The sequence below is a fragment of the Chryseobacterium sp. sg2396 genome (assembly GCF_042610505.1).
GTDB lineage: Bacteria > Bacteroidota > Bacteroidia > Flavobacteriales > Weeksellaceae > Chryseobacterium.
This window is the reverse complement of record NZ_JBHGAQ010000032.1, coordinates 1-25,930: the sequence shown is the minus strand read 5'-3', so window position 1 is coordinate 25,930 and position 25,930 is coordinate 1. Positions and strand designations below refer to the sequence as shown.

The window sequence follows — 25,930 nt, the reverse complement described above, 5'->3', positions numbered from 1 at the left end:
AGACCAATATTTTTAAACAAAAGTTTGACTTTTTTCTAAATATAGGTACTTTCAATTATTTCGAGCTGATCCGGGCAATAATATAGGTAAAAGAGCAAGTCTTTCCGGGCTATTTCACAGGCTTTAATTAACCAGTCCAAAAGGATAGATTTTGCCGGAAGATATAATGTATCATTTTTCATGTTGCATTCTTGTAATGAATAAATCGCGTAATTTTTAAACAAGAGATGTTAGAAGCAGCCAGAAACATATTAATATATAAAAATAAGTTTTTTAAATAAGCACCCGGTTAAAAAGCCTATAATTATGAAAATCCTTATCCGTTATATACATTTTCATTTTAAAAATTATTTTGTTTTTAATATAAGTGTTAAAAATTTTATCTCAAATAAAATTTTCTGTAAATTTTTAGATGAAACCTGTTTGTAATAATTTTTCTACATTTACATTAAACACGAAAAAATGCTGATCAAAGTTTACGGAAGTGCCATCCATGGCGTTGCGGCACAAACCATTACTATAGAAGTAAATGTCGATACCGGCGGTGTAGGCTATCATCTCGTTGGCCTTCCCGATAATGCTATTAAAGAAAGCAGTTACCGGATTTCTGCTGCTCTGAAGAATACAGGCTTTAAAATTCCAGGGAAGAAAATTACCATCAATATGGCACCTGCCGATCTGCGGAAAGAAGGTGCAGCTTACGACCTGAGCATTGCCATTGGCATTCTGGCGGCGTCGGATCAGATCATGGCAGAAAATATTCATGAATATATTATTATGGGGGAACTTTCGCTGGACGGTACCCTGCAGCCGATCAAAGGAGTGCTCCCGATCGCTATACAGGCGCGGGAGGAAGGGTTTAAAGGGATTATCCTTCCCAAACAGAATACGCGGGAAGCGGCCATCGTCAACAGCCTGGATGTTTATGCGGCAGAAAATATCAAGGATGTGATCGATTTTTTCAACGAAGGGAAACCGCTTCCGAAGATTGAAGTGGACACGCGGAAGGAATTCCAGGAAAAGATCAACGATTTCCCTTTCGATTTCTCGGAAGTAAAAGGACAGGAAACCGCAAAAAGAGCAATGGAAGTTGCCGCCGCCGGTGGACATAACATCATTTTGATCGGGCCACCCGGAAGCGGAAAAACGATGTTGGCCAAAAGAGTCCCGAGTATTTTGCCTCCGCTTACTTTAAAGGAAGCCCTGGAAACAACAAAGATCCATTCGGTGGCAGGTAAAATGGGTACGGAAACTTCTCTCATGACCGTAAGACCATTCCGGTCACCGCATCATACGATATCCGATGTTGCTTTGGTTGGCGGCGGAAGTTACCCGCAACCCGGAGAAATTTCACTGGCGCACAATGGTGTATTGTTTCTGGATGAAATGCCGGAATTTAAAAGAACGGTTCTGGAAGTCATGCGCCAGCCGCTGGAAGACAGGGAAGTAACTATTTCCCGCGCGAGGTTTACGGTAAATTACCCGGCGAGCTTTATGCTGGTAGCCTCCATGAATCCGAGCCCAAGCGGATTTTTTCCGGATGATCCTAACAACACCTCCTCTACTTATGAAATGCAGCGGTACATGAATAAGCTTTCAGGGCCGCTTCTGGACCGCATCGACATTCATATTGAAGTACAGAAGGTGGAATTCGAGCAACTGGCAGAACGTAGAAAAGGAGAAAAAAGCGAAGACATCCGGAAACGGGTGCTGATTGCCCGCGAAATTCAACATGAGCGTTATAAAGATTTAAAGATCAGCTATAACGCACAAATCGGTCCGAACGAGCTTGAAAAATTCTGCCGGCTGGATGAATCATCCTTCAGCCTGATTAAAATGGCCATGGAAAAGCTTAACCTCTCGGCCCGTGCTTACGACAGGATTCTGAAAGTTGCCCGGACGATTGCCGATCTTGAAGAATCTGAAGCTATTTTATCACATCATGTTTCGGAAGCCATACAGTATAGGAGCCTGGACCGGGAGTTTTGGAACGGTTAAAATGCGAATGTTCAATTTCATTAATCTTAGAGCCAGTTTAAATTCAGAGTGTATTTTTTAACATTAAGCCATTAAAATTTTTTAGCTTAGAAAAATATATTGCTGCCTAACTTTCACTACTTCATTTAAATCATTATAAGTGAAGAATAAACAAGTTTATTTTAATTCAGAAAATTAAGGACGATGACGAAAAATCCTCTGAGTTAAAGCTTAGCAGACTCTTAATTGATCATTCAGTTGCAAAGCAAAATTCACTATTGATCAAATTATTTTAAAATTAAAATATAATACGTCGAGTTTTGTCGCATCGGGGAATGACGTTTGCCTAAAACTTGTCGATTTATATGAAAACAGCCGTAGAAATTCTTAATGGAGATTCAAAACAGGAACAACAGAAAAATTTAAACATTATATTGTACAGGGAATTGGTGCCCCATGAAAGTGCAGTGGCTACTATCATTTTTCCTGATACTAAATATAATTTCAGATCATTACTTATAGAAAATGATAAAGGACAATCTGCACGGTTCTCATGGCAGCAGAATGTTGTTTCTTCTCATTCTGAAACAGGGTATTTCAAAGAAGTTATGAATGATCTGGGTGTTAAGGTTCATTACAATGAAGATTCAATTACCATTATTAACGGAGGTGTAAAACAATTCCTGACGGCTAAGTTAGACAGATAGTCCTTGATTTTAAATTCCCTTTTTACCTGCCAGAATCATGGTGATCATCTTGGCTTTCCGCGCTTCCCTGGTTTGCTGCTTTTTTGCCTCCGCGATCCAGCGGATGTATTCTTTCCTATGGGTATAGCTCATGGCATCGAACAGGGCTTTTGCATCCGGGTGGTCATTAAAGACCAAGGCAATATCATCTGAAATTTCAACAATTCTCTCTTCTTTATCTTCAACCAGAGACACCGATACCTCATCGCCGAAGGTCTTGCCCAATTGTTTCCGCACTTCTTGTGTAAGTCCTAAAATATGGCATTCCGATTTCATTTTTCCCAGGCTGCCGCGGTACTCTACCCTACCGTCAAAAACAGCTTTGATTTTTACCTGCCCTTTTTTGTTGAATAGTTCCTCGGTAGAGAAAGGAAATTCTACAAAGGCAGCATTCATTTTTCCATTTTGCTGGATAACGGCTTTAAATTGTACAGATTCTGTTTTCATTAGCAAATAGCAATATGATCAATTTGGAACGTTTATTCTTTACATATTCAAACAAACGACTAAAAATAAAACAATTTCAGCAATAAAAAACCGCGAAAGTTTTTCTTTCGCGGCTCCTGTGAATATATCAATAAGATTATTTCTTCTTTCCTTTGGCAGGTGTTGCTTTAGGCATTTTTGTTTTGGTATCGGCTGGTGTGTTTTCGTCTTTTACCAACTGTAATTCGTCGATCAGTCTTCTTGCACCGGCGTATTTGTCGATGGTCCAAAGTACGAAACGAACGTCTACGTTGATCGTCTTCTGCCATTCAGGTTCGAAAACAATGTCACCGCTCAATGCTTCACTGTTTCCATCGAATGCGATCCCGATCAGGTTTCCGTCGGCATCGATTACCGGAGAACCTGAGTTACCTCCTGTAATATCGTTGTTGGAAAGGAAGTTCACCGGCATATATCCTTTAGCATCGGCATACTGTCCGAAATCTTTCAGGTTATAAAGGTCGATCACCCTTTGAGGAAGATCAAACTCTTCATCCCCTTTTTTGTATTTTCCTACAAGCCCCGTCATATCCGTATAATAATTATCGGTAATGCCGAAGTAGTTTCTGTCTGATCTGATCGGAAGTTTATCTACGGTTCCGTATGTTAATCTCATTGTAGAGTTTGCATCCGGATAGAATTTTTTCTCAGGCATTGCCTTCATCAGTCCTGCCAGGAACAATCTGTTGTTTTTCGCGAAATTATCGTCGATCTTCACGAATTTTTCCGCGGAAGCCCTCTGGTCGGCTACGATTCCATTGGCAATTTTCCAAAGCGGATCTGCATCCAGTTTTAAAGCATCCGGGTTCAGCATGAAGTTGGTCGCAGATGTTTTGTTGGCAAAGATTGAAGAATAGGCAACATTGGAAAGGTTGTTCGCATCAAGTCCCATAATGGTTTCAGAAGCGACATCCTTATTTACTCTTTGCTGGTAAAGATTTACCATGGAGTTCATCATTTCGCCTTCCAGCTTGGTATTGATGTTTTCATAGGCAGCTTTCAAAGCGGCTTCCACTTTCGGCTTCATCGCAACTCTTCCGGCCATATCCTGTTTGGCGTATGCCTGAAGAACACTTCCTACCTGTAATGCAAGGGTAAAATATTTGGAGTTTCTGGAAAGCTGGGTCATGTACATTCTTTCCACATTACGGTCGGAAGTCTGCTTGTAGTAAATCCCGATATTTTCAAGTACATTTTCGTTCTCCGCTACATTGGCAGGCTGTACCGCCCATGTTTTGAAACGTTCTTCGATCTTCTGCTTATCTGCAATGGTCCCGTTTTTAATAACGGCATCGATTGTCCCCTGTCTGTTTTTCCAGTAGTTGGCTACGGAAGCATACTGGGAAGCATAATTAAGCTGCGTTCCTTTATCTTTATCCATGTACTTCTTCATCACGTCCATCGCCAGTTTGGAAGCTTCTACCCATGCCGGATAATCTTTGTTTACCATCTGCTGGATCCCGTAAGAAGTCAGATAACGGTTGGTTCTTCCCGGATATCCTAAGATCATTGAGAAATCGCCCGGCTTTACGCCTTTAAGAGACACCGGTAAAAAATGCTTAGGCTTCAGAGGAACATTGCTCGGAGAAAATTCCGCAGGGTTTCCTGCTGCATCCGCATACACTCTGAAAACCGTAAAGTCTGCCGTATGTCTAGGCCATTCCCAGTTATCGGTATCTCCACCGAATTTCCCTAATGCGGAAGGCGGAGCTCCTACCAAACGGATGTCTTTGTAATCCTGGTATACGAAATAGTAAAATTCATTTCCGTTAAAGAAATCTCTTACGACTACTGTATATTTTCCGTTTTCAGAGTTTTCAGACTGGATCGCTTTTGTTTCAGCGTCGATCACGGCTTTACGCTCTGCAGCGGACATATTGTTATTCAGTTTGGAATTGATTCTCTGGGTAGCATCATCCATTCTTACCAAAAATCTTACATAAAGATCTTTTGCATTGAATTCGTCTTTCTGCTTCATGGCCCAGAACCCGTTCTTCAGGTAGTCTTTTTCCGGGGTGGAAGCAGCCGCTACGGCACCGTAACCGCAATGGTGATTGGTAAAAATAAGACCCTGATTGGAAACGATCTCTCCTGTACAGAAGCCTCCGAAGCTCACAATGGCATCTTTAAGGCTTGAATTGTTGACGGAGTAGATTTCTTCCGGCGTAAGATGCAATCCTTCTTTTTGCATGTCTACCCCATTGAGTCTTTTGACGAGCATTAACAACCACATTCCCTCGTCTGCCCGCATCTGGACAAAGCTCAAAAGGAAAGTGAATAGCAGTAATATTCTTTTCATTGTATAAAATAATTTTTGTGTCGCTAATTTACTAATTTTTTACGGTTCCGCGTCTGTGATGGTATGAAAATGGATTTAAGGCGTTCATGAGAAGAATATGGATTACCTTTTTATGGATCTTATGCCTGGGAACTGTTCTCAACTGCTCTTCTATAGCTCTTGTAAATCCACAGCTTAACCGCGAATGGATGTTGGTTTCTTTTAAAAATTATCCCAAAGAAGAACTGATCCGCAAACAGGCGAAAATCGATCTTACGGCTCCCTCTGAACATGGGAAAATCAAAGGCGGTGCTTTTATGGGTTGCAATAAAATGTTTTTTACCGCTGCATTTAAAAAAGACGGAACCGTCAAATTTTCCGATATCGGCTCAACGCTCATGGCATGCCGGGATATGAAACTCGAACATGATTTCGCCAGAAACTTCGAGACCATGCAGTATTTTAAGCTGGAAGGACATTTTCTGATCCTGAATGACAACCGGGGAAACACCATGAAATATATTGCTTCCGACTGGGATTAATGTCCGTGGTGTACCATTCATCCTGTATCTTAACGTGAACCCGCAGTAAAAACCGTATTAACAGGTTGAAAGAGAGAAGCTGGATGCCGGAAATGCCTCTTGTTAACATTACGAAAGGTATTCATTAAAACAACTATAAATATAACGGCAAAGAGTTCAGTCGGAAAAGGGAAGATTACAATTAAATCCTTTATTAACGCATGTCACGTTTATATCATTAAATAACAAAATCCCCCGCGTTTCTGCAGGGGCTATTTCATCCAAACTCTTCCTTCAGGAAATCATTTGATTCATAAAAAATCAATCCTTTGGAATCGTTTTCCTGATATCCTGAATTGTTACGTCTCGGGTGGAGAGCAACTTGTGCTGGCGGTCCTGTGATGTCCCGGTTGTAGTTTGTGACTTTAACTTTACTGGAAGCCCTTCTTCCGACGCAAGTTTGGAGGCCAATGGTTTTTCAGCTATTCTTTGCTGCGCCTCTTTCATCATTCTGTCTTCCAAGGCTTTGGATTCCTTGTAATTGACAGCTTCCTGGGTTTGAGCGTCAGAAGTCTTTCTGTTTTCCTGGGCGTAGGCATGAAGGCCACAGGCCAGGAAAAGGGTGATGTATATTGATTTCATGATGTTTTTATTTAATACTAACTAATACTCTTATTTTACCGGTTTCCGGCTGATCGTAATCCTGAAGGGCTTTTCCGATCACCTGCCCTATTTTTACTTTCTTAGGATTGGCTTTCATGGCAACGCCGGGTTGTGAGGAAGTAACCAGAAGGTCTCCCCTTTTAATCTTTCCGCCTTCCAGGCAGACTTTGGTAGGAATCACACCGATCACACCCATCGGAACCTTACCTAAAAGTTCGGAATCGATATTTTCCTCTGTTAAGAGAACGCCCGGTTTTGTGGCGTATACTCCGGCTACCAGATTGGAGTAAGGTTTTGACGATTTTTCTACCGTTCGGTCGGCATCGGTGGAGATGATGAGGATATCGCCCGGCTCATAAGCAGAGACATTGCCTTCCACATCAAACGCTTCGGCCACGTCTGCCCCGCTGTTCTGGGTTCCCCCGTTGAAAAATGCCGTTCCCGACTTATTAATCCGGGCCACATTGGCATTGCCGTTCTGGAAAACCGCCAAATTCCCGGAAGATCCGGTATGGTTAACCAATAAAGCACTTCCTGTTCCTGCATTGGCGACGGTTAAGGTAGCCTGCGAATTGGCTGTATTGAAATTCCTGAAATATCCTGCTCTTCCCGCACTGAAATTCGGAGTCCAGCCGTAGATCGCGTTTCCGCTGCCATCTACAGTTGCTTCCACCCCATCGCCGCTGCCGCCGGCATTAGCCGTCACACCGTTTCCGCTGCCGTCCGCAAGCGCCAGTACCGCAGGGCCTGTCCCCGAGGTATTCCTCTGATAGAATAAGCCGGCATAGCCTCCGGTTCCTATGGATTCTCCGTAAACTCCTGCCGTTCCGAAGTTGGCAAACATAGAATTCACCTTGCCGTGTAAGGCTGCCGATGTACCGTTGGTATTGTTTACGGTAAAATCAGAGGCATTCCCGTTTCCTACGGTAGATACTTCAAGCGTAGTGACGGTGTTGCTGCTGTTAACATTCTCAAATTTTCCGGCTTTTCCAGTACTGCTGTTCACACCCACCTGTCCATATACACCGATTCCGTTACCGGAAGTATTGGTGGAGATAAAGCCGCGGACACCGTAACCGCCGCCGTCATTTCTTCCGACCACCGCTCCGGCAATGTCACTGGTATTTCGCCCGACAATAGCCTCTCCGGCTCCGCTATTATCGCCCACGATACCTGCTGATATCTGCGACGAAGTGGTTCCATGAATGGCATAGCCGGTACCCGACGTACTGGAAACCCCTTTTCCGGTTCCTGTCGTAGAAACATTCATCACGGTTCCGTTTCCTACCGTATTGGCATTAAGCACGTTATTGTTATTGGTAGTATTAAAAATCGACATACTGGCGGCAATCCCATTGGTACTTACCGCATTAAGGCCGGTCCCCGTGTTGCTGTTCGCATATACGCCATATCCTGCAGCCGTTCCGTTTCCGTATACCCCTATTCCTGCGGGATTTGTTCCGTAGACACCCCATCCGGACCCGTCCTGGCTTCCGTATACTCCGATTCCCAGTCCGCCCGTTCCGCTGTTATTTCCCCGAACGGCAGCAGAAAATCCGCCGGGAGACGTATTGGTTACCATCCCTCTCACCGCAGCAATATTGGAAGTGGTTGTGGTATTTATTCCTTCCAGGGAAGCTCCGTCGCCGTTATTGGTTAAAGAAAACAAATTTCCGGCATTGGTAAAAGTATTGGCATACGGAATGGCAAGAGAGGTTCCGCCGCTTACCCCGCCTGCAGATTTTGCAAACATCGCGTACGGCACACTCAGCAGCTGGCTGGTTCCGGTAATGGTATAAGCGGTTCCGCCCGTAGGATCGGTTTCCGTTTTTAAGTAATAGCTACCCGAAGGCCAGTTGATTGTATTGAACGTCCCCGAAAGCACCGTTCCCGTTCCAAGCTCCATAGTGAGCAGCCCGTTGGCATTGGTATTTCCCGTAAGCCGCTCCGAATATACCGCTGTACCAGAAGGCGAACCCTGCAGGACACTCACGCGTACGCCGACGTTCTGGTTGGCCAACACCTGCCCTCCGGCATTCCGGATGATGGCCTGATAGCTCATTTTTTCGGGAGCCTGTGCAAAAGCGAGTTGCGCGCTCAGCAGAAGTCCCGCTGCCAATACTATTTTTTTCATGATGATTATTTTTTAATGATTTTAAATGTTTTTATATTTTTACCTTCCTGGTTGATCCTGATCAGATACATGGCAGAAGGCAGCCATGAGAAATTGAATTCCGATTTGGACCGGCTGATCTTTTCGGTTTTGATCAGTTTGCCCTGGGCATCGAAGAGCTGGTATTCCGAACCTTTGAAATCCTGCGTGGTAAAATCCAGGTACAGGTAATCTTTAAACGGATTCGGATACAGCAGAATTCCTGCTTCGGATGGATGTGCCGCCTCGCCGGTAGCGAGTGTCGTGATTTCGTAGACCTGCTGTACCCCTTCGGATACCTGCCGGCTGCTGCCCTTTACCAGGTAGGCGGTCTGGCCTACGCTGTAAGAAACCGAGCCGTTGCTTCCCGCGGCATTCACTCCCGTTGCCAGCACTGCCGATTGCGCTTTCAGCAGGGAAACGGGGACGAGCGCCGATATCAGAAAGAAGCATTGAATAGCCATTCTTTTCATATGAAATCTGTTTTTGGTTAAATGTTTTAGTTAAATTAAGGAGCGTTCTGTGCGGCTAAATTACCACATCCTTCAGGCGGATATTTTTAAAATAGACGAACGACCGAAAAAATCGACCAATGACATTTGATAAAATGCTATCTTCGTGAAAATAACACATTATGATTGCAAGATGTCTACTCTTTATTGTATTCTTGCCTTTATCCTTATGGTCGCAGGAATTTTCAAAGCTTGAAAATTTTAAATCGGAACTGAAAAAGAATATTTCTGAAGAAAAACGCTTTGCGCTGCAGCAAAACCTCATCGATATTTACCGGATCTACAATCCCGACAGCTGCCTCTTCTACACGCAGAAGAATCTCGCCCTGATCAAAAGGGACGGATGGAACTCCCGAAAAGGAAAAACGCTGCTCGGCCTGGCCAGTTATTACACCGAGAAAAACAGTACGGCCCTGGCCTACCGGTACAATAAGGAATCGTCTGCCATCAATCTAAAAAACAAAGACGAATATGTCCTGGCCGACAACTATTATATGTTCGGCCGGCTGGCCCACCAGAAAGGAGAACACGCAGAAGCGGTCAGGAATTATCTAAAGGCCGTTGATCTGGGGACGAAAAGTAAAAACCTCTGGATCGTCAATGCCGCCTACCGCAGCCTTGCTTTTTTATACCTGGACGAATCCAATAAGGAAAAAGCCTATGAAAACATCAGCAAAGCCCTGAAAGTGGCCGGAGCTTCGCATTCGCAGGAAGCCCTGGGATTCTGTCACGGCGTCCTGGCAGAAATGGAAAGAAGCCTTAGCAAACCCAAAGAAGCACAGGTGCATTTTACCAAAGCTTATGAATACTTCAGGAAGACGGAGAACGAGTTCGGGCAGGCATGGCTGCTCACCAACTGGTCATTGCTGGATGTAGATCATCTTACAAAAGGTTATGAAATGCAACAGCAGGCCCAGAAGATTTGGGATAAAATCTCGCCCAGCCATTACATGTCGGTGGCCAATCACTACAATATGGCTTTTTCTTACCTTGAGTTTTATAAGCAGTATGGAAAATATAAAAGCTTGTTGCCATGGAACAAAAGCCAGCTATTACAGAAGGCCGAAAAGGAATTTGCCATCAGTAAAAAGATCGCTGCCGGAAATAACAATAAACAATGGGTCATGTTCAATTACGCCGGATTATCGGAATTAAGCCGGCTCAAAGGAGATCTGGACGGTTTTGCGAAGAACTTTCAGGAATATTACAACACGAGGGATTCCATTTATTCCCAAAGCCGGAAGAATGAGATGGCCAAACTGGAAAGCCAAAAAGTGGTTGAACAGAAGAATAAAGAGATCGCCCTTAACAAACTCATTATCAAAAATAAAGAAAGGGAAAAACTCTACTACCTTTTTGGGCTCCTGGCCTTTCTGATTATCGGAATTTTGATGTTTTTCCTGTACCGGCAGTCGAAGAGAAACAGCGACCGCCTGGAAAAACTGAATGCCGAGCTTGACAAGGCCAATAAAACCAAAATGCAGTTCTTCGGGATTTTGAACCATGATCTCCGCAGCCCGGTGGCCGGACTGATCCATTTTCTTCACCTGCAGAAAGAAGCTCCGGATATGATGGATGAAGAAACCAAAAAACGCCTTGAAAATAAAGTCATTAAAGCATCCGAAAACCTGCTGCAGCAAATGGAAGACCTCCTCCTCTGGAGCAAAGGGCAAATGAACAATTTTGCACCGGAGATGAAGGAAGTTCCGGTTAATGATATTTTTAGAGACATCGAGGGAAATTTTTCCTGGGTGGAAAACATCCGCTTTCAGTTTGAGTTCCCTGAAAACATGATGCTCCTCACCGATAAGGAATACCTAAAAACCATCACCAGGAATTTAACCAATAATGCCGTAAAAGTCCTTGAGCAGAAAGAGGGTGAAAAAACCATTTTCTGGAACGCGTATTCGGATAAAAATAGGAATTACCTCAGCATCACCGACAACGGTGAGGGTGCTTCGATAGAAAAATTCAGGGCCCTGTTCGACGACAGCGTAACGATAGGTACCAAAAAAGGACTCGGGCTTCACCTGATCCGCGACCTGTCGAAAGCCATCCGGATGGACATTGAAGTGAAAACCGAAAAAGATAAAGGCAGTACGATTATTTTAAGTTCCAAAAAAGTCTAAATTGCTTTTGTAAGCCCTCCCGATCGGAAGCTTTACTTGATGCACCAACTCTACTTCATGGGTATTCCTGCTGCGGATCAGGTGACGCGGAACAGCATAACTCCGGTGAATCCTGACAAAAGAACCGAAATCGCTTTTAGTGAGCATACTTCCGATAGAATCCAGGATGCAGTATCTTTTTTCAGAAGTTACAACCCGTGTATAATCTTTCAAAGCTTCCAGATAGAGGATATCGCTTATTTTAATCTTGGAAATGTTGCTGCCCTCTTTGATTTTAATGACATTCTCTCCGATCAGCGTATCAAAGTTTTCCGATTTTTCCTTCATTTCAAAAAAATCGAAAAGCTTCTGCATGGAATACCGGAAGCGTTCTGATTTCAGGGGTTTGGTCAAAAAATCAAAAGTATCGACCTCGAAGGTATCGATAGCATATTCCGGATGTGAGCTGACAAAAATACAGGCCGGGATTTTCTGACAGATCTTACGGAACTCGATGCCGCTCATCCCGGGAAGATCGATATCCAGGATCAGAAGATCTACCGGGAGATGCAGATGGGGCACCGCTTTTTCGGCAGCATCAAAAGAGCCTACCAGCACCATGTTTTCAAACTGCCTGATCTGCTGCTGAAGGACAAGCCTGTCCAGCTCATCGTCTTCAATAATCATACATCGGATACTACCGGTCATCGGAATATTAGTTTTAATTTAAAAGCATGAATACTTATGCCTAATGATGCAGCAAAGGTATTAATTTTCTATAAATCAATATCATGATAACCGTAAATTAACGTTACGCGAAAAAGAAATTCATGCTAAAAAGGCGGGAAGTTGTATGATGGATGCCGGAAGTTTTTCCTCTCGGGATTACATCAATTTATCCAATTTAAATTTCGATGTTATATCCATTCCGCTACCACAAAAAATCGGCTTGTTTTTTTTCATGAAAAATGGTATCTTGTAAATCTTACAATATACAGACAGAATTTAATGCTAGAAAAGAAAGAACATAGTTATGAAAAGGCCGTTTTGGTGGGGGTGGTAACGCAGCACCAGGACGAAGACAAGCTTCAGGAATATATGGACGAGCTTGAGTTTTTAGCCTTCACGGCCGGTGCTACCGTAGACCGCCGTTTTACCCAGAAGCTGACACAGCCCGATTCCAAGACCTTTATCGGCAGTGGAAAAGCGCAGGAAATAAAAGAATACGTAAAAGAACACGCGATAGGCACCGTTATTTTTGATGACGAGCTTTCCCCTTCCCAGCTGAAAAATCTGGAACGTGAAATGGAGGTGAAGATCCTTGACCGGACCAACCTGATCCTCGATATTTTCGCACAAAGGGCAACAACATCCTACGCACGTACACAGGTGGAACTGGCACAATACCAATACCTGCTTCCGCGGCTGACCCGTATGTGGACCCACCTTGAGCGTCAGAAAGGGGGAATCGGGATGAGAGGTCCCGGTGAAACGGAGATCGAGACCGACAGGCGGATCATCCGCGACCGGATTTCCTTACTGAAAGATAAGCTGAAAACCATCGACAAACAGATGGCGACCCAGAGAAACAACCGCGGAAAGGTAGTTAGAGCCGCTTTGGTAGGCTATACCAACGTAGGAAAATCGACTTTGATGAACGCCTTATCGAAATCTGAAGTTTTTGCGGAAAACAAATTATTTGCAACGCTGGATACGACCGTAAGAAAAGTGGTGATCGGAAATTTACCTTTCCTTTTAACGGATACCGTAGGGTTCATCAGGAAGCTGCCAACTCAGCTGGTAGAATCTTTTAAATCTACGCTGGATGAGGTTCGTGAAGCAGATCTTCTGATTCATGTGGTGGATATTTCCCATGAAAGTTTTGAAGACCATATTGATTCCGTAAACCAGATTTTAATGGAGATCAATGCCCATCAGAAACCGATGATCATGGTGTTTAATAAAATCGACGATTTCAGCTACCAGAAAAAGGATGAAGACGATCTTACACCTTCTACAAGAAAAAACATTTCTCTGGAAGAGTGGAAAAATACATGGATGGCCAAATCCAAATATCCGACGGTATTCATTTCCGCACTGACGAAGGAAAACTTCCCGGAAATGAAGAAGCTGATCTACGATGAGGTCATGAAGATCCATATTTCCAGGTTCCCGTACAACGATTTCCTTTTCGAATATTTCGATAACGACGAGGAAGAAGTAAATCAAAAAGAATAGATGAAATACCACTTTTTCCTTTTATTGATTTTCTTTTCGGTTTTCGGTTTCAGCCAGAAGCCGAAAATCGACCTTAAAACGATTGAAAAAGATCTTAAAAACGGGAAATCTCCTTACAATTACGAGAAGCTGACTTTTAAATACAAAGCTTATCCAAGATCACTGGATACCATTGAGGCACAGCATCTTTACTATGGACGGAATTTCATAAAAGATCCCGTCCTTACAACCGATCCGGAATTTAAAAGTTTAGCGGAAGCCTTTAAAAGCAATAATTTCCAGGACTGCATCCGTCAGGGGAAAATCCTTTACGATAAAGACCCGACCAACCTGGATATCCTCCTGATCCTTTTGAAAGCTTACGACTATCTGAAGGACGGCGATAATTTCATGTACCACCTGAGCCAGTTCAGAGCTTTAACGGACGGTATGAAGTCTTCTGGCGACGGCAAAACCGAAAAAACACCGTATCTCGTGAATACTGTGGGCGACGAATACATCCTGCTGAATATCCTGAACCTCGGGCAAGATTATACGAGGGGTTCAAAATCCGTAAAGGACGGCATTCTCGACATCTGGGAAAAAGACAACAGCAAAGTTTATATTAAAGTACTTTATATTGATTATTAAAAAAATAAAATTAAAAAAAACAGCTTAGTGGAATTATATTATTCATTTTCAGCTCTTATCGTTTTAGCATCCATATTTTCATACCTTAATTACAGATTCCTTAAACTTCCGAGCACCATCGGAATCATGGTAATCGCCATTGTGGTTTCCATATTTCTGGTTTCTTTCGGAGAAACGGTTTTACCGAAAACCTACGGGCATCTCCACAACCTGATGACAGGCATCGACTTTACCGAAGTCCTGATGGGTGCCATGCTTAACTTTTTGCTTTTTGCAGGAGGAATCCATATCAATCTGGATGACCTCAAGGAACAGTTCCGGCCGGTCTTGATTTTTTCTACTTTAGGCGTGCTTATTTCCACTTTCGTCGTGGGATTCGGTATGTTTTACCTGCTACCCTTTTTAGGCATTCAACTGCCTTTCATATACTGCCTTCTGTTCGGGGCTTTGATTTCCCCTACGGATCCTGTAGCTGTTCTCAGTATTCTGAAGCAGGCCAAGGTATCGAAATCGCTGGAAACAAAAGTCGCCGGAGAATCGCTTTTTAACGATGGTATGGCCGTAGTGATTTTCTCGGTTGTGCTACAGCTGGCCATTGGCGAACAGGTGGACTTAGGGCTTGAGAGCATCGGAATGCTGCTGCTGAAAGAAGCCGGCGGGGGGCTTTTGCTGGGGATTATTCTGGGCTGGATCACTTCCAGGCTGATGCGTGAAGTGGATGATTATATTATTTCCGTGCTGGTTACTCTTTCCGTGGTGATGGGAGGTTATCTTATTGCCAGGCAGCTGCATATTTCAGGACCGCTGACGATGGTCGCCGCTGGGCTTTTTATGGGTAATTTCAGTCTTAAATTCAAAATGAAATCCATCACCCAGGATTATCTGATCAAATTCTGGGAGCTGATCGATGAAATCCTGAATGCAGTGCTTTTTCTTTTTATCGGCTTTGAGCTGTTGATGATTAAAGATTTAAGGCATTTTATCATTCCGGGACTGGTGGCTATTGTTATCGTTCTGCTGGCCAGAGTCATTTCTATTTGGGGCCCTACGAAATTTATGAAACGGACCTTTAGTCCGCAGACCGTTAAGGTTCTGGTCTGGGGCGGAATCCGGGGCGGGGTTTCCATTGCTTTGGCAATGTCTGTTCCCAAAAACGAATACAGTGAGATTATTTTAAGTATTACCTATTGCGTGGTGGTATTTTCCATTATCGTTCAGGGGCTTACGATCGCAAAAGTCGCCAATCCGAATAAAATTGCCATAGAGGAAGAGAAACTGGAAAGTGTTGCCTTAAAAGAGAATAAATAATCAATTGCCGGTCAATGCAATATCTGAACACAAATCCTGCAGTTGAGGAAATAAAAGAAGCATTAACTGTTCTTGCTGCTCCCGAAAAGGCACAGTTTTTCCCGAAATTTTTTAAAACGGGAAAAGGGGAATACGGCGAAGGCGATGTGTTTTTAGGCGTAAAAGTCCCGGACCAGCGGCGGGTGGCTAAAGAATATTATGCAAAAATTTCACCGCAGGAGCTTAGCTTCCTTCTCTCATCAGGATATCATGAGCACCGCCTGACCGCCATTTTCATTTTAACTTTTAAATTTGAAAAAACGAAAGACGGAGCAGTACGGGAGACTATTGTTGAATTTTACCTGAACCATCTTCAGTACCTCAACAACTGGGACCTGGTGGATTCAGGGTGTTATAAACTCCTGGGCCGGTACTGCTTTGAAAATAAACGGGACGACCTGCTCCGAAACCTTTCCCATTCCGATATCATATGGCATAAAAGAATAGCTGTTGTCGGGACCATGCATTATGTAAAGAAAGGTTCTTTTGAGCTGACGAAAGAATTCGTTACCCGGAATCTGAAATACCCCCATGATCTGATGCACAAGGCCAACGGCTGGCTCCGGGAAATGGGACAGAGAAACCAACAGGAACTGATCAGTTATTTAAACCTATATTACCGGGACATGCCCAGAACGTGTCTGAGATATGCCATTGAAAAGCTGGACGAAGGCCTTCGGCAGGATTATCTGAAGGGCAGAATCTAAAACCTACTTTCGCTAAAACAGCCGCATGGTCCCGACAGATTGTAACCATCAGAATTTATGGGAATCACAGTTTTTAATTGACGGATTCAGTAAAGAGTTTAGTTTAACGCAGTTCTGTCAAAATCTTTGATCTGCTTTTTATGGACTTTTGATCTGCTCGGTACTTTAAGTTCATCACCCTTATTTCTTTATTCTTACATTTATCATTTATTTGAACAGATTCGGATTATGGATTCTTCACACCTTGCCTTGCTTAAAACTTTTACCCACTATTTCCTTCACTTCGTTTTTCCGGTATTCATCGCCCTGATTTTCTACCGGGAACACTGGAAAAAAGTATACCTCATCCTGCTGGCGACCATGCTTGTGGACCTCGATCACCTTTTTGCCACTCCCATTTTCGATCCGGACCGGGCGAGCGTGGGGTTTCATTTTCTGCATTCCTACTATGCCATTGCGGTGTATTTTTTGATGCTTTTTTTTAAAGGGAATATTAGGATCATCGGCATCGGGCTCTTGTTTCACATGCTGACAGACCTGCAGGATTTCTATTTGTGGCAGCACTGATGTTTTTTTAATCACAACAGTTACAAAAGATATTCATACCGAATAACAAAGCTGGATACTTCATGTCACGAAAAGCGCACATAAGTTTTTAAAAATTTTTGATTTTAGGCATTCTCCTGTTACCGGATTGTAAACTGTAGTAAATGATATAAGTTTTTATTAATATTTCCTTTTGGTATTTTAAAAACCACTGATTTTTTGTATTTTACAGAGGCTTATGAAATTAAAAGAACTTTTACACTATACGTATGTTTTCCCGGTTCTGGCCGTGGGTTATTATTTTTCCGGACTGATGGGAACAGGCGTGGTATTCGATATCATTGCAGGAATTTTATTAACGGGCAGTGTGCTGTCGGCGGTTCATCATGCGGAAGTGGTTGCCCATAAAGTCGGGGAACCTTTCGGTACGATTATCCTGGCCCTGTGTATTACCATTCTCGAAGTAGCACTCATCATTTCACTGATGGTCGCCGGAGGAGAACAGGCCATTACCCTGGCGAGAGACACGGTTTTTGCCGCTGTCATGCTCATCCTGAACGGGATTCTCGGCATCTGTATCCTGGTAGGCGGAGTAAAATATTACGAACAGTTCTTCGCAAGGACTTCCGCTACCACCTATCTGGTAAGTATTGTTTCAATCTTAATTTTAACCTTAGTGCTTCCGAATTTCACGTCCAGCGTCAACGGACCTTTCTACAACCAGGCCCAGCTGATCTTCGTATCAATTGCCTGCCTGGTAATTTACGGAGTATTCCTGATGGTGCAGACGATCCGGCACCGGAATTATTTCATTGCGCCGGAAGAACACCCCGAAGAGCATTATGCGCCTTCTGTGAAAAAGACAACGGTAAGCTTTATATTTTTAGTGATCTGCCTGGCTATCGTGGTGGTAATGGCGAAAGGACTTTCTTCAACCATTGAAGACATGGTCCAGAGTTTAGGAGCTCCGAAATCTTTAGTGGGCGTCATCATTGCAGCGGTCGTTTTGCTTCCGGAAGGCGTGGCGGCGATCCGTGCGGCGCGCAGCAATCAGATCCAGTCGAGCCTCAATCTGGCACTGGGTTCGGCATTGGCCAGTATCGGCTTAACGATTCCTGCAGTTTCCGTTGTTTGTATTATGTATGATATCCCATTAGTCTTGGGACTGGATAAAAAAGATGTGATCCTGCTCTCCCTTTCGGTTTTCATCGTGATGCTCTCCTTGAGCCGCGGAAAAACGAATATCCTCTACGGAACGGTATTGCTGGTGAACCTTGCCGCCTATATTTTCACGGTGATTGTGCCTTAAGAGGAAAGCTGGGTGTTGGGTGCTGGAAGTTTTACGGTTAAAATAAGTGCCTGCCGTATTAAGTATTTTGAATCCTAAGTAGAAATCAGATTAATGGGCTGGAAGAAGGAGGCTGGATGCGGGATGTNAAGTTTTACGGTTAAAATAAGTGCCTGCCGTATTAAGTATTTTGAATCCTAAGTAGAAATCAGATTAATGGGCTGGAAGAAGGAGGCTGGATGCGGGATGTTTCTCTTTGTCAATATCGTTATCAAGGTTTTTTTTGTAAATGGGAATTCTATTTTAAGTCTTGAGCCACTTGAATTTGTTACTTATTTAAATGGTTGATATTTAAGGTTCTATTTACCTCAATAGCAACTTAAACCGAATTTTTAAATCCAATTGTAAACTTATAACCTTAAACCCAAAACGTTGAACCCTACAGCCTTCTGGCCAGATCCATTTTAAAAGCCATTAACTTAGCAATGTTTTCGGCTTTATAAATTGCCTGATCCGCGTTTTCCCCGGTGAAATGCTCATCAACGGTGGCCGTCCATAGCTTCAGCCAGCGGTCGAAATGCTTCTGCTCCATCGCCTGGATTTCATTGATCGGGAAATGCGCCCCCATCGGATTTCCTTTGTAAGACATCTGCCCAAACAGAACCGATTCCCAGAACGCATACATCTTCGGCAAATGTTTGTCCCAGTCTACTTTGGCAACCTCATTAAAGAAAAAGCCGATCTCCTTATCCTTAACGACTTTATCGTAAAACGAATTCACCAGAAGCTCAACATCCTCTCTCGATTCCAATTTTTTCATGATTCAAAGGTAGGGTAAAAAGTGGGTTGGGAGGCGGGCTTAAGAGTTCTGAAAGATTGATTTCATCAATTACTTATAATATATCTTAAAAACACAAAGAAAGACGTATGTCTTTCTTTGTAATAATATCTTGTTTAATATGAGTATTAATTAAAACAATATATATTTATCATAATATTACAGATCTATAATCTTCGAATTTGCCAACCTGAATACACTCTTAAGGTTTTCGAAAGTACTACCTGAGCACCTGTTTCAAAATCAATTCCATAACAGGAATCCTGAGAATACTGTGAAGAACTTAAAACTGTTTTATTGTAATAAGAATTTGATCCGCTTGAAGGACTAAAAATTAATCCTACTTTTTTAAGTTTGTACAACTCTTTCAATTCATTAAGTGATGGTAAAAACCAATCATTTACATTATTTACTGAGTTGTAGATAGCCATAGCAGCAGCAATATTAGTATAATTATTTGCTGCTTTTATAATTAAAGAATTTTCTTTTCCTGTTCCAATTTCAGTTTGAATGTTTGATAAAAATCCGGTTACTGTAGACCACTGAAAGTTGTTTGAACCTGGATCATTTAACTTCGTAGCTGGAGCTTCCAAGTATCTCCATCCATTTGTGACTTCTCCTTTATCATAAAAAATGTAACCTCCTGAGCCACCAATATAACCTGCAGATTTAAATGTTATTTCATTTCCATAATAAACTGATCCATTAAATTTCACATAACTCCTAACGTAAAAGGTTTTGTTATAAGTAGAAGTCATCATCTGATTTAAATCTACATTCATAATATAGCTTCCTAATCCAGCAGTTGGATTTACCTGAATATTATTTGAAATTGTTGGATTAGGGCTTGTACTTAAGCAAATTCCCCGTTCGGAATTGGTGGTGAGTAAAGACCCAACGTTACATTCAACAGTAAAACTGTCTAATGAAATATTCTTTGCAATGCCTGTTATGATATCTGCTGGTATAGAAACAGAAACTTCATTGCCATATTTAACAATATTTGTTGATCCTTCTTTTATAAAAGCCCGTATATAGTAAGTCTTACCTAAATCTTCTACTTTAATTGTATTTGTAAAGTTTCCATTAGAATTATCATATGCATTAACAATACTATTATTAACGGTTGGATTAGGACTAGTACTATAGCATACACCATAGTTATAGTTATTAGGAATATTAGTCGATGCGTTCCCCCCGGTACTTATTGTTAATGAACTCGTATTAAAAACACCTGTAGTAGTAATGTTAACAGCATTAAAATTAAAGGCACCTAATCCTCCATTATTAGAATTAAGATCGTCGTTAGAATTACTACATGAAAAGATAAGTAATAAAAAAGTAATGTAGCTAAATAATTTGATATTTCTCATAAGTTATTTTTTGGGCAAAAAAATGAAAATATAGTAATTAAATTGTTTTTTTTAATATTTTAAATAAATTTAATTTCCCCGCTACCGCACGAATCCTTTCGTGTGGCCGTTCTTCAAATGTCAAACATTCTAAAAACTACAACATTGTCCAAAAGTCCTTTTTCAGCAGAATAATCTATAGCACTGCTGTATCTGTAATCTTCTGCACGAAAAACCAAGCCGGCTTCCACAGGATTTTGATGTACATAATTTATTTTTTGGTGAATAACGGGATTGCTCCAAAGTTCAATTGGTTTATTATCATGTCTCCAAAATTGATATGGGTTTACATTTGAACTTTTTGAACCTTTCTTTAAGAAAGAAATCCAGCAGGAATTCATTTCTGCTTTCTTTATGTTTTTTTGATGGCTTGTACCATTGCTTTGTTGGTAAATCTTTTTAAATCACCGATAAGAAGCTCCGGTTTTTGTCCGCTTATACTTCTAAAATCAAGTGTACATGCCTGGACATGATGCACCAGGCATGTATTTCTAACCCTTTATTTTTTTGGCAGCATCTTATACTTTCTAAAAGAATCTCTTCGTATTCATTTCTTATAAATACATTAAGTCATCCTACAACAGCAAAACTTATAAAATATAAACCTCCTGGATTATGAAATTTGTAATTTCTACTCATCATGGTATGTCTTTATAAAGATAAAAAATAATACCATTTCAGAGAATGATGTTTAAAGAAAAAGCCACACGAAAGGATTCGTGCGGCAGCTTGTGAATATTAATGTATTACAATTTTTGTCAGATACTTACATAATAGAATTAAAATAATTACATACAAAACTAATTACGTGGTAATGATGTATTTGTATTATAGACTTACTTTGTTCTGTCATAAACTCTTTTAGGAATCCGGTTCAAATCTTTTTTTTGAATTTTCATTAAAGTGATATACTTTTGATAACTATTTTTGGCGTCATGACTATTGTTTAACATCCATTGTGTATCGGCTATATTTAACCACGCAACAACACGGTTTGGATCCTTTTCTAATATTTTTTCTAATAAAAATAATGATTCATGATAAGATTTATTTTCATGCGTATAAAAAGCAATATTGTTATAATCATTTATTGTTTTAGGCGTTATCGGAAAATTTTCTAACAGCAAATCAATCTCATCCTGACTGAGCTTAGAAGTACAATGGTTATATTTATTCGTTAATGACACAAGCTCAAGTGCTTCACTAATGGTCAATTGTCTACTAAAACTTTCAAGGTCATTTTCTGTAAAAGATTCGATTTGATCTAATGGAAATAAGAAATTTCTTTTGGGAAAATAAGTATAAGAAATTTTACATAGATCATCATACTCTACATAGGTCTCTTTTAAAAATTCTATTTTATTTACATTTATTTTATTTTGAATATACTTAATATAAAATTTGTATTCTAAATTAGTATGAGGGTTATTGTCAGTAAATGTGCGTTGTAATATTAAAAAGTTATTATTGAAGTATACCTTGCTTGATTTTGGACTGACAGATTTTGCTGTAAAGTCTGCGATATATTTATTATTATCGAAGGAAAAGTTGATTATTGAGTTATCTTCTTTTATAATATCAATAATTTTTAATGTATTTAAATCAATCTGAATTTTTTTCTCTGATTTATCCATAATTCTTTCATCTGAAAAAATTTGCGGTTCTAAGAAATTGAATATAATAATATTGCCATTTTGTGTTAAACTTAAAAATTTATTTAAAGAAGTATTATTGACCGACGCAATATTCATAAAGCCTATCTCCTTTATTATATTTCCTTTTACCAAAAAGATACTATATCCCCACGCGCCTTGTTCATCACCTTCTTCAAAGAAAAGCACCCCGACATTTTGATTTTTATAGTAATAGGGAATAGACGACCAAGAATTTTTTTGCAACTTTCCTATTAAAACGCCCTCTGAATAAATCTCATTTTGAAAACCATCTGTATATTTTTTAGTTGCTATTCTTATGACATTATTATCAACTTTGTATTCGTAAAGGTAATTTTTTCCTTGTAGAGTAAAATCTTTCCTACTTTCTATTACTGAAGAAACGTTCAGGGGTAGTTCTTGTTCTGTTTTTAAAAATATATTTTCCTCTTTACCATAAGAATTCCAATTTGATATATTGAAAGCAATGAGTATAAATAAAATTATCATTTTCATATTTTGTCAGTACTTCTGTTTGTTTTGTTATATGATTTTTGTAATTGCAAATTTGCGTTTGAAAGATTTATGTAGCACAGAGGATTACATCTATATTTATATCCATCTCCTTTTTGAGGAAGTTTTTTGCTGGAAAATTCAATATGTAAATGTGGTCCGTGAGTTCCTTCAGCAATGCCAGTTACACCTGAAATGGCAATAATATCTCCTGCCTCAACCTCATTTTTCCTAAATTCATAACTATTTAAATGGGCATATAAAATATATCTTTTATTTCCTGAGTCATATAAATTTCCTTTTATAACTTCTTTGTCATATTTTAAAGAATAATTTTTTCTATGTTTTTCTAATTCATTTTTATCAACTTCTAACACAATAGATTTACCATATCCCGGAATACTCTCGCTAAATACAATATGACCTTTCATACACGCATAAATTTTCGTTTTTTTATTTATGGCAAATATATCTAAACCGGTATGTGGTCTGCCACGATGTCCTCCAAATGAACTAAAATCAGGATCATAACTACCACTAAAATTATGTAAAGTTATCTGAGGATTATCAACAGGATCATGCCATTTACTATCTGCATTCTGGGTTAGTGGGTTAGTAGATGTATCTTGCTTAATCGTATCTGTTTCTGACAATAAATTGTATGCTGCCAAAACATAATCTTTTCTTATTTTTTTCTTATCATCACCTTCTCCAGAATTAATCACATTAGAAATTGCTAGGATATGTTTGGACTCAATTCCTTTATCAGCTAAATTATTCAATTTATTTTGATCCCAGAAATAAATTGCTGATAATACTAAATTGACCGGATCTAAAACTTTATCAGGGTTTTTTATAAAATCTATTTTTTCTAAATTTAGTTCTCCGGCATATGTATTAAACCATTGCTGAAAATTTTTATAATTTTGTTTTCCTGTAATCTGTATAAGTCCGCGTCCTCTATAATTATAGCCATCTTTTTTCGGATCTTTTAGATTATTATTTTCACAAATAGTATTCCCTAAATCTGCAGCTTTTTTACCTTTTGCGTAGGCATAATTAGCAATCATTGCTTGTATCTCTTTTGTTATTTCATTTTTATTGTTTTTATATTCCCATTGCTTTGCAAATTCCTTACCTTCAACTGTTCTAAAATTTGCAAAACTATCATTTAATTTCCCGACTGCATAAATAAAGTCCTCGTTATAGCTCCAAAATTTAGTTTCTTTAGCAACCTGCCCAAGAAAATGAGCTATTCTCTGTTTATTTTTCTTAATACCAAACTTTTCCATATATATGTTTAAAAAGTCGATATATGCAGGAATTCTTTTGTTATAAGGACTTATCTTATTAATGCTTCCATGCGGAGTCGCAGACATAAATTTATCTAGAAAATCTACAGTAATATTAAATTGTTCACTGTTAGAAGATAGAGGCTGTTTAGTTTTTTCCTCAACATTGTTAGCAGGCTCTTCTTCAATATCATTTACTTTTCTAAAATTAGAAAATTCCACCATTACTTTTTCATTGGGATCGAAAAAATATGCATAAACCTTTATTTTTTTTGGTTCATTATGGAATATACAATCCATCATATTAAAACCATTGCTAATGATTTCATTGTGATTTTTAAACTTGATTAGTTCTCCATCATCGTACCGGTATGCCCATTTTGCTGAAAGCAATTCTACAGAATGTAACTTTTGATTGGGCTCAGCTGTAAAATAATATCTTTCTCCTGGCTTAACCTCTGCCTGTAATTTTCCGTCCTTGTCAAACGGACCGTTGACCTTTACTACTTTTCTGTTGCTATTCCAAAAAAGATTAAAATAATCATTACTTATATTTATAATGCTATTTCCCAAAGCTAACTCCCATGAACCTAAGGTTTTTACAAAATCTTTCTTTTTAGTACAGACTATACGATTATTTTTATAATCATAAAGCTGAGCATAGATGGTCAGGCTTTCATTCATTCGCGGAAGCTGAGATTGAATATCACCCTGATCTATTACCAGCTCTTTAATATGATGTTCTAGATCATCATAAAATTTTTTATTAACTCTTAGGATAATCCGGTGTGTATTTGGATCAAATTTTCTCGTGCTGACAAGTATTGTATTAGAATTTTTATTTCCGGAGCTATTCTTAATCTTTATATCGGTTATTGTTGGTAAATTCATTTTTATCAGATTAAAATTTGACTGACAGCAGCTGATAAAATCAACCGCTATCAGTCAAAAAGGTTAAACATTAGATTTTTTTCACAACCAGATGAACCGTAGTGGTAGAAGCTTCTTTCACTTCCACAACCCTTGTTACTTTTCCTTCTATAACAGAATACTGGTTATCAAAGTCATCATTTTCATCAAGGCAAAGCTCGTATTTACCAACAGGAATATTTTCCATCCAGAAATCCCCTTTATCATCCGGATTGGTAAAATCTACAGGTGATTTATCCTTGTTTTTAAGCATGATTTCCGGCAAAAGTCCTTGTAAGCCTTCTATATGACCTGAAATGGATCCTGTCTTCTGCTCGTCACTTCCTCCCATCTGTGCATCAGTTGGAACAATCTGAGAAGACTGCGGAACTTTGGTCGGATCTTCGTAGTCGGAAAGGTTATCATCAAAAGGCAATGCTTTGGTAACATTCAGCCCGATCAACTGTGCCTGAAGAATGGTAAGGGCCGTAGGAACCCTGCTCGCCCAGGCTTTACCATATTTCTCCCCTTCGGTTTTACGCATTTCATCTACGATAGATAAGAACATCGGATCATCAATTACCGGTACTTCACCACCATTCCAAATCTGTCCGGTCACCATAAAATGCCTTACCGCTTCTTCAAATCCCGGTCTTACGGTAACAATAACCCTTGCCATTCCCGATTGCATGAAAGCACGGAAAGTAGCATCATTATCATCGAACTGATACATTTTGTCCCAGTTGTTCCTGTTGCCCCAATAATACGGATAGAAATAATAGGACATGATTTCCCATTCAAATGCCTGTTCCATAAACTTCACGAAGGCCGTATTTTATAAAAATAAAAATGAGGCTGTCCTTTGGACAGCCTCATAATTCTATTAAAATATTTTTCTGTTGATAAGTACTCCTTTTTTCAAAGGGGGTGAGTCTACATCTTAATTTAGAATTTTTATTTATTTTTTATTAAAGGTATAATTGAGATCAAAATTGAAATTGTTGCTGAATAAATAATTGGAGGAACAAAAATTAATCTTGTCAAATTATTTACATCTATGAAACCTACTAAGTAAAAAGTGAAGTCATTTAAACTTTTTACTTTTCTTTAGACTG

General features: G+C 40.0%; 23 protein-coding genes. 10 read left to right on the top strand and 13 right to left on the bottom strand.

The genetic code is table 11. The features are described from left to right. The first annotated feature begins 462 nt into the window (after window positions 1–462). Together ACED20_RS20505 and ACED20_RS20500 are read left to right on the top strand one after the other, a co-directional pair. A complete protein-coding gene (locus ACED20_RS20505) occupies window positions 463–1,998 on the top strand; it encodes a YifB family Mg chelatase-like AAA ATPase (protein WP_294237514.1) in 1,536 nt (511 codons plus the stop codon). 344 nt (window positions 1,999–2,342) lie between these two features. Next, a complete protein-coding gene (locus ACED20_RS20500; protein WP_288377609.1) occupies window positions 2,343–2,684 on the top strand; it encodes a hypothetical protein in 342 nt (113 codons plus the stop codon). 9 nt (window positions 2,685–2,693) lie between these two features. On the opposite strand, the gene ACED20_RS20495 is transcribed toward ACED20_RS20500, so the two are convergent. Together ACED20_RS20495 and ACED20_RS20490 are read right to left on the bottom strand one after the other, a co-directional pair. Next, window positions 2,694–3,170 carry a YdeI/OmpD-associated family protein gene (locus ACED20_RS20495; RefSeq protein ID WP_288377607.1) on the bottom strand — a complete coding sequence of 159 codons (477 nt, stop codon included), beginning with the start codon at window positions 3,168–3,170 and terminating at the stop codon, window positions 2,694–2,696. A 136-nt stretch (window positions 3,171–3,306) separates the two neighbouring features. Then, complete coding sequence (locus ACED20_RS20490; RefSeq protein ID WP_294318196.1) at window positions 3,307–5,508, bottom strand: S46 family peptidase; 2,202 nt, start codon at window positions 5,506–5,508, stop codon at window positions 3,307–3,309. Window positions 5,509–5,594: 86 nt separating this feature from the next. On the opposite strand from ACED20_RS20490, the gene ACED20_RS20485 reads away from it, so the two are divergent. After that, complete coding sequence (locus tag ACED20_RS20485) at window positions 5,595–6,029, top strand: META domain-containing protein (RefSeq protein ID WP_378106581.1); 435 nt, start codon at window positions 5,595–5,597, stop codon at window positions 6,027–6,029. A 300-nt stretch (window positions 6,030–6,329) separates the two neighbouring features. Here the strand turns inward: ACED20_RS20485 and ACED20_RS20480 are convergent, their stop codons facing one another. Genes ACED20_RS20480 through ACED20_RS20470 form a run of 3 tightly spaced genes read right to left on the bottom strand, consistent with a single transcriptional unit; the run spans window position 6,330 to window position 9,287 of the window. Further along, on the bottom strand, window positions 6,330–6,650 hold the full coding sequence (locus ACED20_RS20480; protein WP_294237506.1) for a hypothetical protein: 321 nt from the start codon (window positions 6,648–6,650) through the stop codon (window positions 6,330–6,332). 7 nt (window positions 6,651–6,657) lie between these two features. After that, a complete protein-coding gene (locus tag ACED20_RS20475) occupies window positions 6,658–8,805 on the bottom strand; it encodes a collagen-like protein (protein WP_294237504.1) in 2,148 nt (715 codons plus the stop codon). A 5-nt stretch (window positions 8,806–8,810) separates the two neighbouring features. Next, entirely contained in the window at window positions 8,811–9,287 is a 477-nt protein-coding gene (locus ACED20_RS20470; RefSeq protein ID WP_294237501.1) for a T9SS type A sorting domain-containing protein, read from the bottom strand. A gap of 170 nt (window positions 9,288–9,457) precedes the next feature. Between ACED20_RS20470 and ACED20_RS20465 the strand changes: the two genes are divergently transcribed. Beyond that, entirely contained in the window at window positions 9,458–11,464 is a 2,007-nt protein-coding gene (locus ACED20_RS20465) for a HAMP domain-containing sensor histidine kinase (RefSeq protein WP_294237498.1), read from the top strand. Here ACED20_RS20465 and ACED20_RS20460 read toward each other — a convergent pair. Then, window positions 11,444–12,151, bottom strand: a complete 708-nt coding sequence (locus ACED20_RS20460) for a LytTR family DNA-binding domain-containing protein (protein ID WP_294237495.1) — start codon at window positions 12,149–12,151, stop codon at window positions 11,444–11,446. The two genes, ACED20_RS20465 and ACED20_RS20460, sit on opposite strands and share 21 nt — an antisense overlap. 300 nt (window positions 12,152–12,451) lie before the next feature. Here ACED20_RS20460 and hflX point away from each other — a divergent pair, with 300 nt between their 5' ends. From hflX to ACED20_RS20430, 6 genes are all read left to right on the top strand, one after another. Next, the gene (gene hflX, locus ACED20_RS20455; protein ID WP_294198624.1) at window positions 12,452–13,681 is read left to right on the top strand and encodes a GTPase HflX; all 1,230 of its coding nucleotides are present in this window, start codon (window positions 12,452–12,454) and stop codon (window positions 13,679–13,681) included. Continuing rightward, on the top strand, window positions 13,682–14,311 hold the full coding sequence (locus ACED20_RS20450; protein WP_294198622.1) for a DUF4919 domain-containing protein: 630 nt from the start codon (window positions 13,682–13,684) through the stop codon (window positions 14,309–14,311). A gap of 27 nt (window positions 14,312–14,338) precedes the next feature. After that, window positions 14,339–15,619, top strand: coding sequence for a sodium:proton antiporter (locus ACED20_RS20445; RefSeq protein ID WP_294237493.1), 1,281 nt, complete (start codon window positions 14,339–14,341; stop codon window positions 15,617–15,619). A gap of 14 nt (window positions 15,620–15,633) precedes the next feature. Continuing rightward, complete coding sequence (locus ACED20_RS20440) at window positions 15,634–16,365, top strand: DNA alkylation repair protein (RefSeq protein ID WP_345766786.1); 732 nt, start codon at window positions 15,634–15,636, stop codon at window positions 16,363–16,365. Between the two features lie 228 nt (window positions 16,366–16,593). Further along, window positions 16,594–16,932, top strand: coding sequence for a DUF6122 family protein (locus ACED20_RS20435; RefSeq protein ID WP_294203173.1), 339 nt, complete (start codon window positions 16,594–16,596; stop codon window positions 16,930–16,932). A 217-nt stretch (window positions 16,933–17,149) separates the two neighbouring features. Beyond that, on the top strand, window positions 17,150–18,220 hold the full coding sequence (locus tag ACED20_RS20430) for a calcium:proton antiporter (protein ID WP_294203170.1): 1,071 nt from the start codon (window positions 17,150–17,152) through the stop codon (window positions 18,218–18,220). Between the two features lie 418 nt (window positions 18,221–18,638). Here the strand turns inward: ACED20_RS20430 and ACED20_RS20425 are convergent, their stop codons facing one another. From ACED20_RS20425 to ACED20_RS20395, 7 genes are all read right to left on the bottom strand, one after another. Continuing rightward, a complete protein-coding gene (locus tag ACED20_RS20425) occupies window positions 18,639–19,019 on the bottom strand; it encodes a group III truncated hemoglobin (RefSeq protein WP_294237488.1) in 381 nt (126 codons plus the stop codon). A 185-nt stretch (window positions 19,020–19,204) separates the two neighbouring features. Beyond that, on the bottom strand, window positions 19,205–20,410 hold the full coding sequence (locus ACED20_RS20420; protein ID WP_294237485.1) for a hypothetical protein: 1,206 nt from the start codon (window positions 20,408–20,410) through the stop codon (window positions 19,205–19,207). 113 nt (window positions 20,411–20,523) lie between these two features. Next, entirely contained in the window at window positions 20,524–20,790 is a 267-nt protein-coding gene (locus ACED20_RS20415; protein WP_294237482.1) for a hypothetical protein, read from the bottom strand. A gap of 94 nt (window positions 20,791–20,884) precedes the next feature. Continuing rightward, window positions 20,885–20,971 carry a hypothetical protein gene (locus ACED20_RS20410; RefSeq protein WP_294237516.1) on the bottom strand — a complete coding sequence of 29 codons (87 nt, stop codon included), beginning with the start codon at window positions 20,969–20,971 and terminating at the stop codon, window positions 20,885–20,887. Between the two features lie 314 nt (window positions 20,972–21,285). Continuing rightward, complete coding sequence (locus ACED20_RS20405; protein ID WP_294237479.1) at window positions 21,286–22,617, bottom strand: M48 family metallopeptidase; 1,332 nt, start codon at window positions 22,615–22,617, stop codon at window positions 21,286–21,288. Next, window positions 22,614–24,797: a hypothetical protein gene (locus ACED20_RS20400; RefSeq protein WP_378106573.1), complete on the bottom strand. Its 2,184-nt coding sequence runs from the start codon at window positions 24,795–24,797 to the stop codon at window positions 22,614–22,616. Before ACED20_RS20400 ends, ACED20_RS20405 begins: the two co-directional genes overlap by 4 nt. 70 nt (window positions 24,798–24,867) lie before the next feature. Beyond that, entirely contained in the window at window positions 24,868–25,629 is a 762-nt protein-coding gene (locus ACED20_RS20395) for a hypothetical protein (protein ID WP_378106571.1), read from the bottom strand. Window positions 25,630–25,930: the final 301 nt, after the last annotated feature.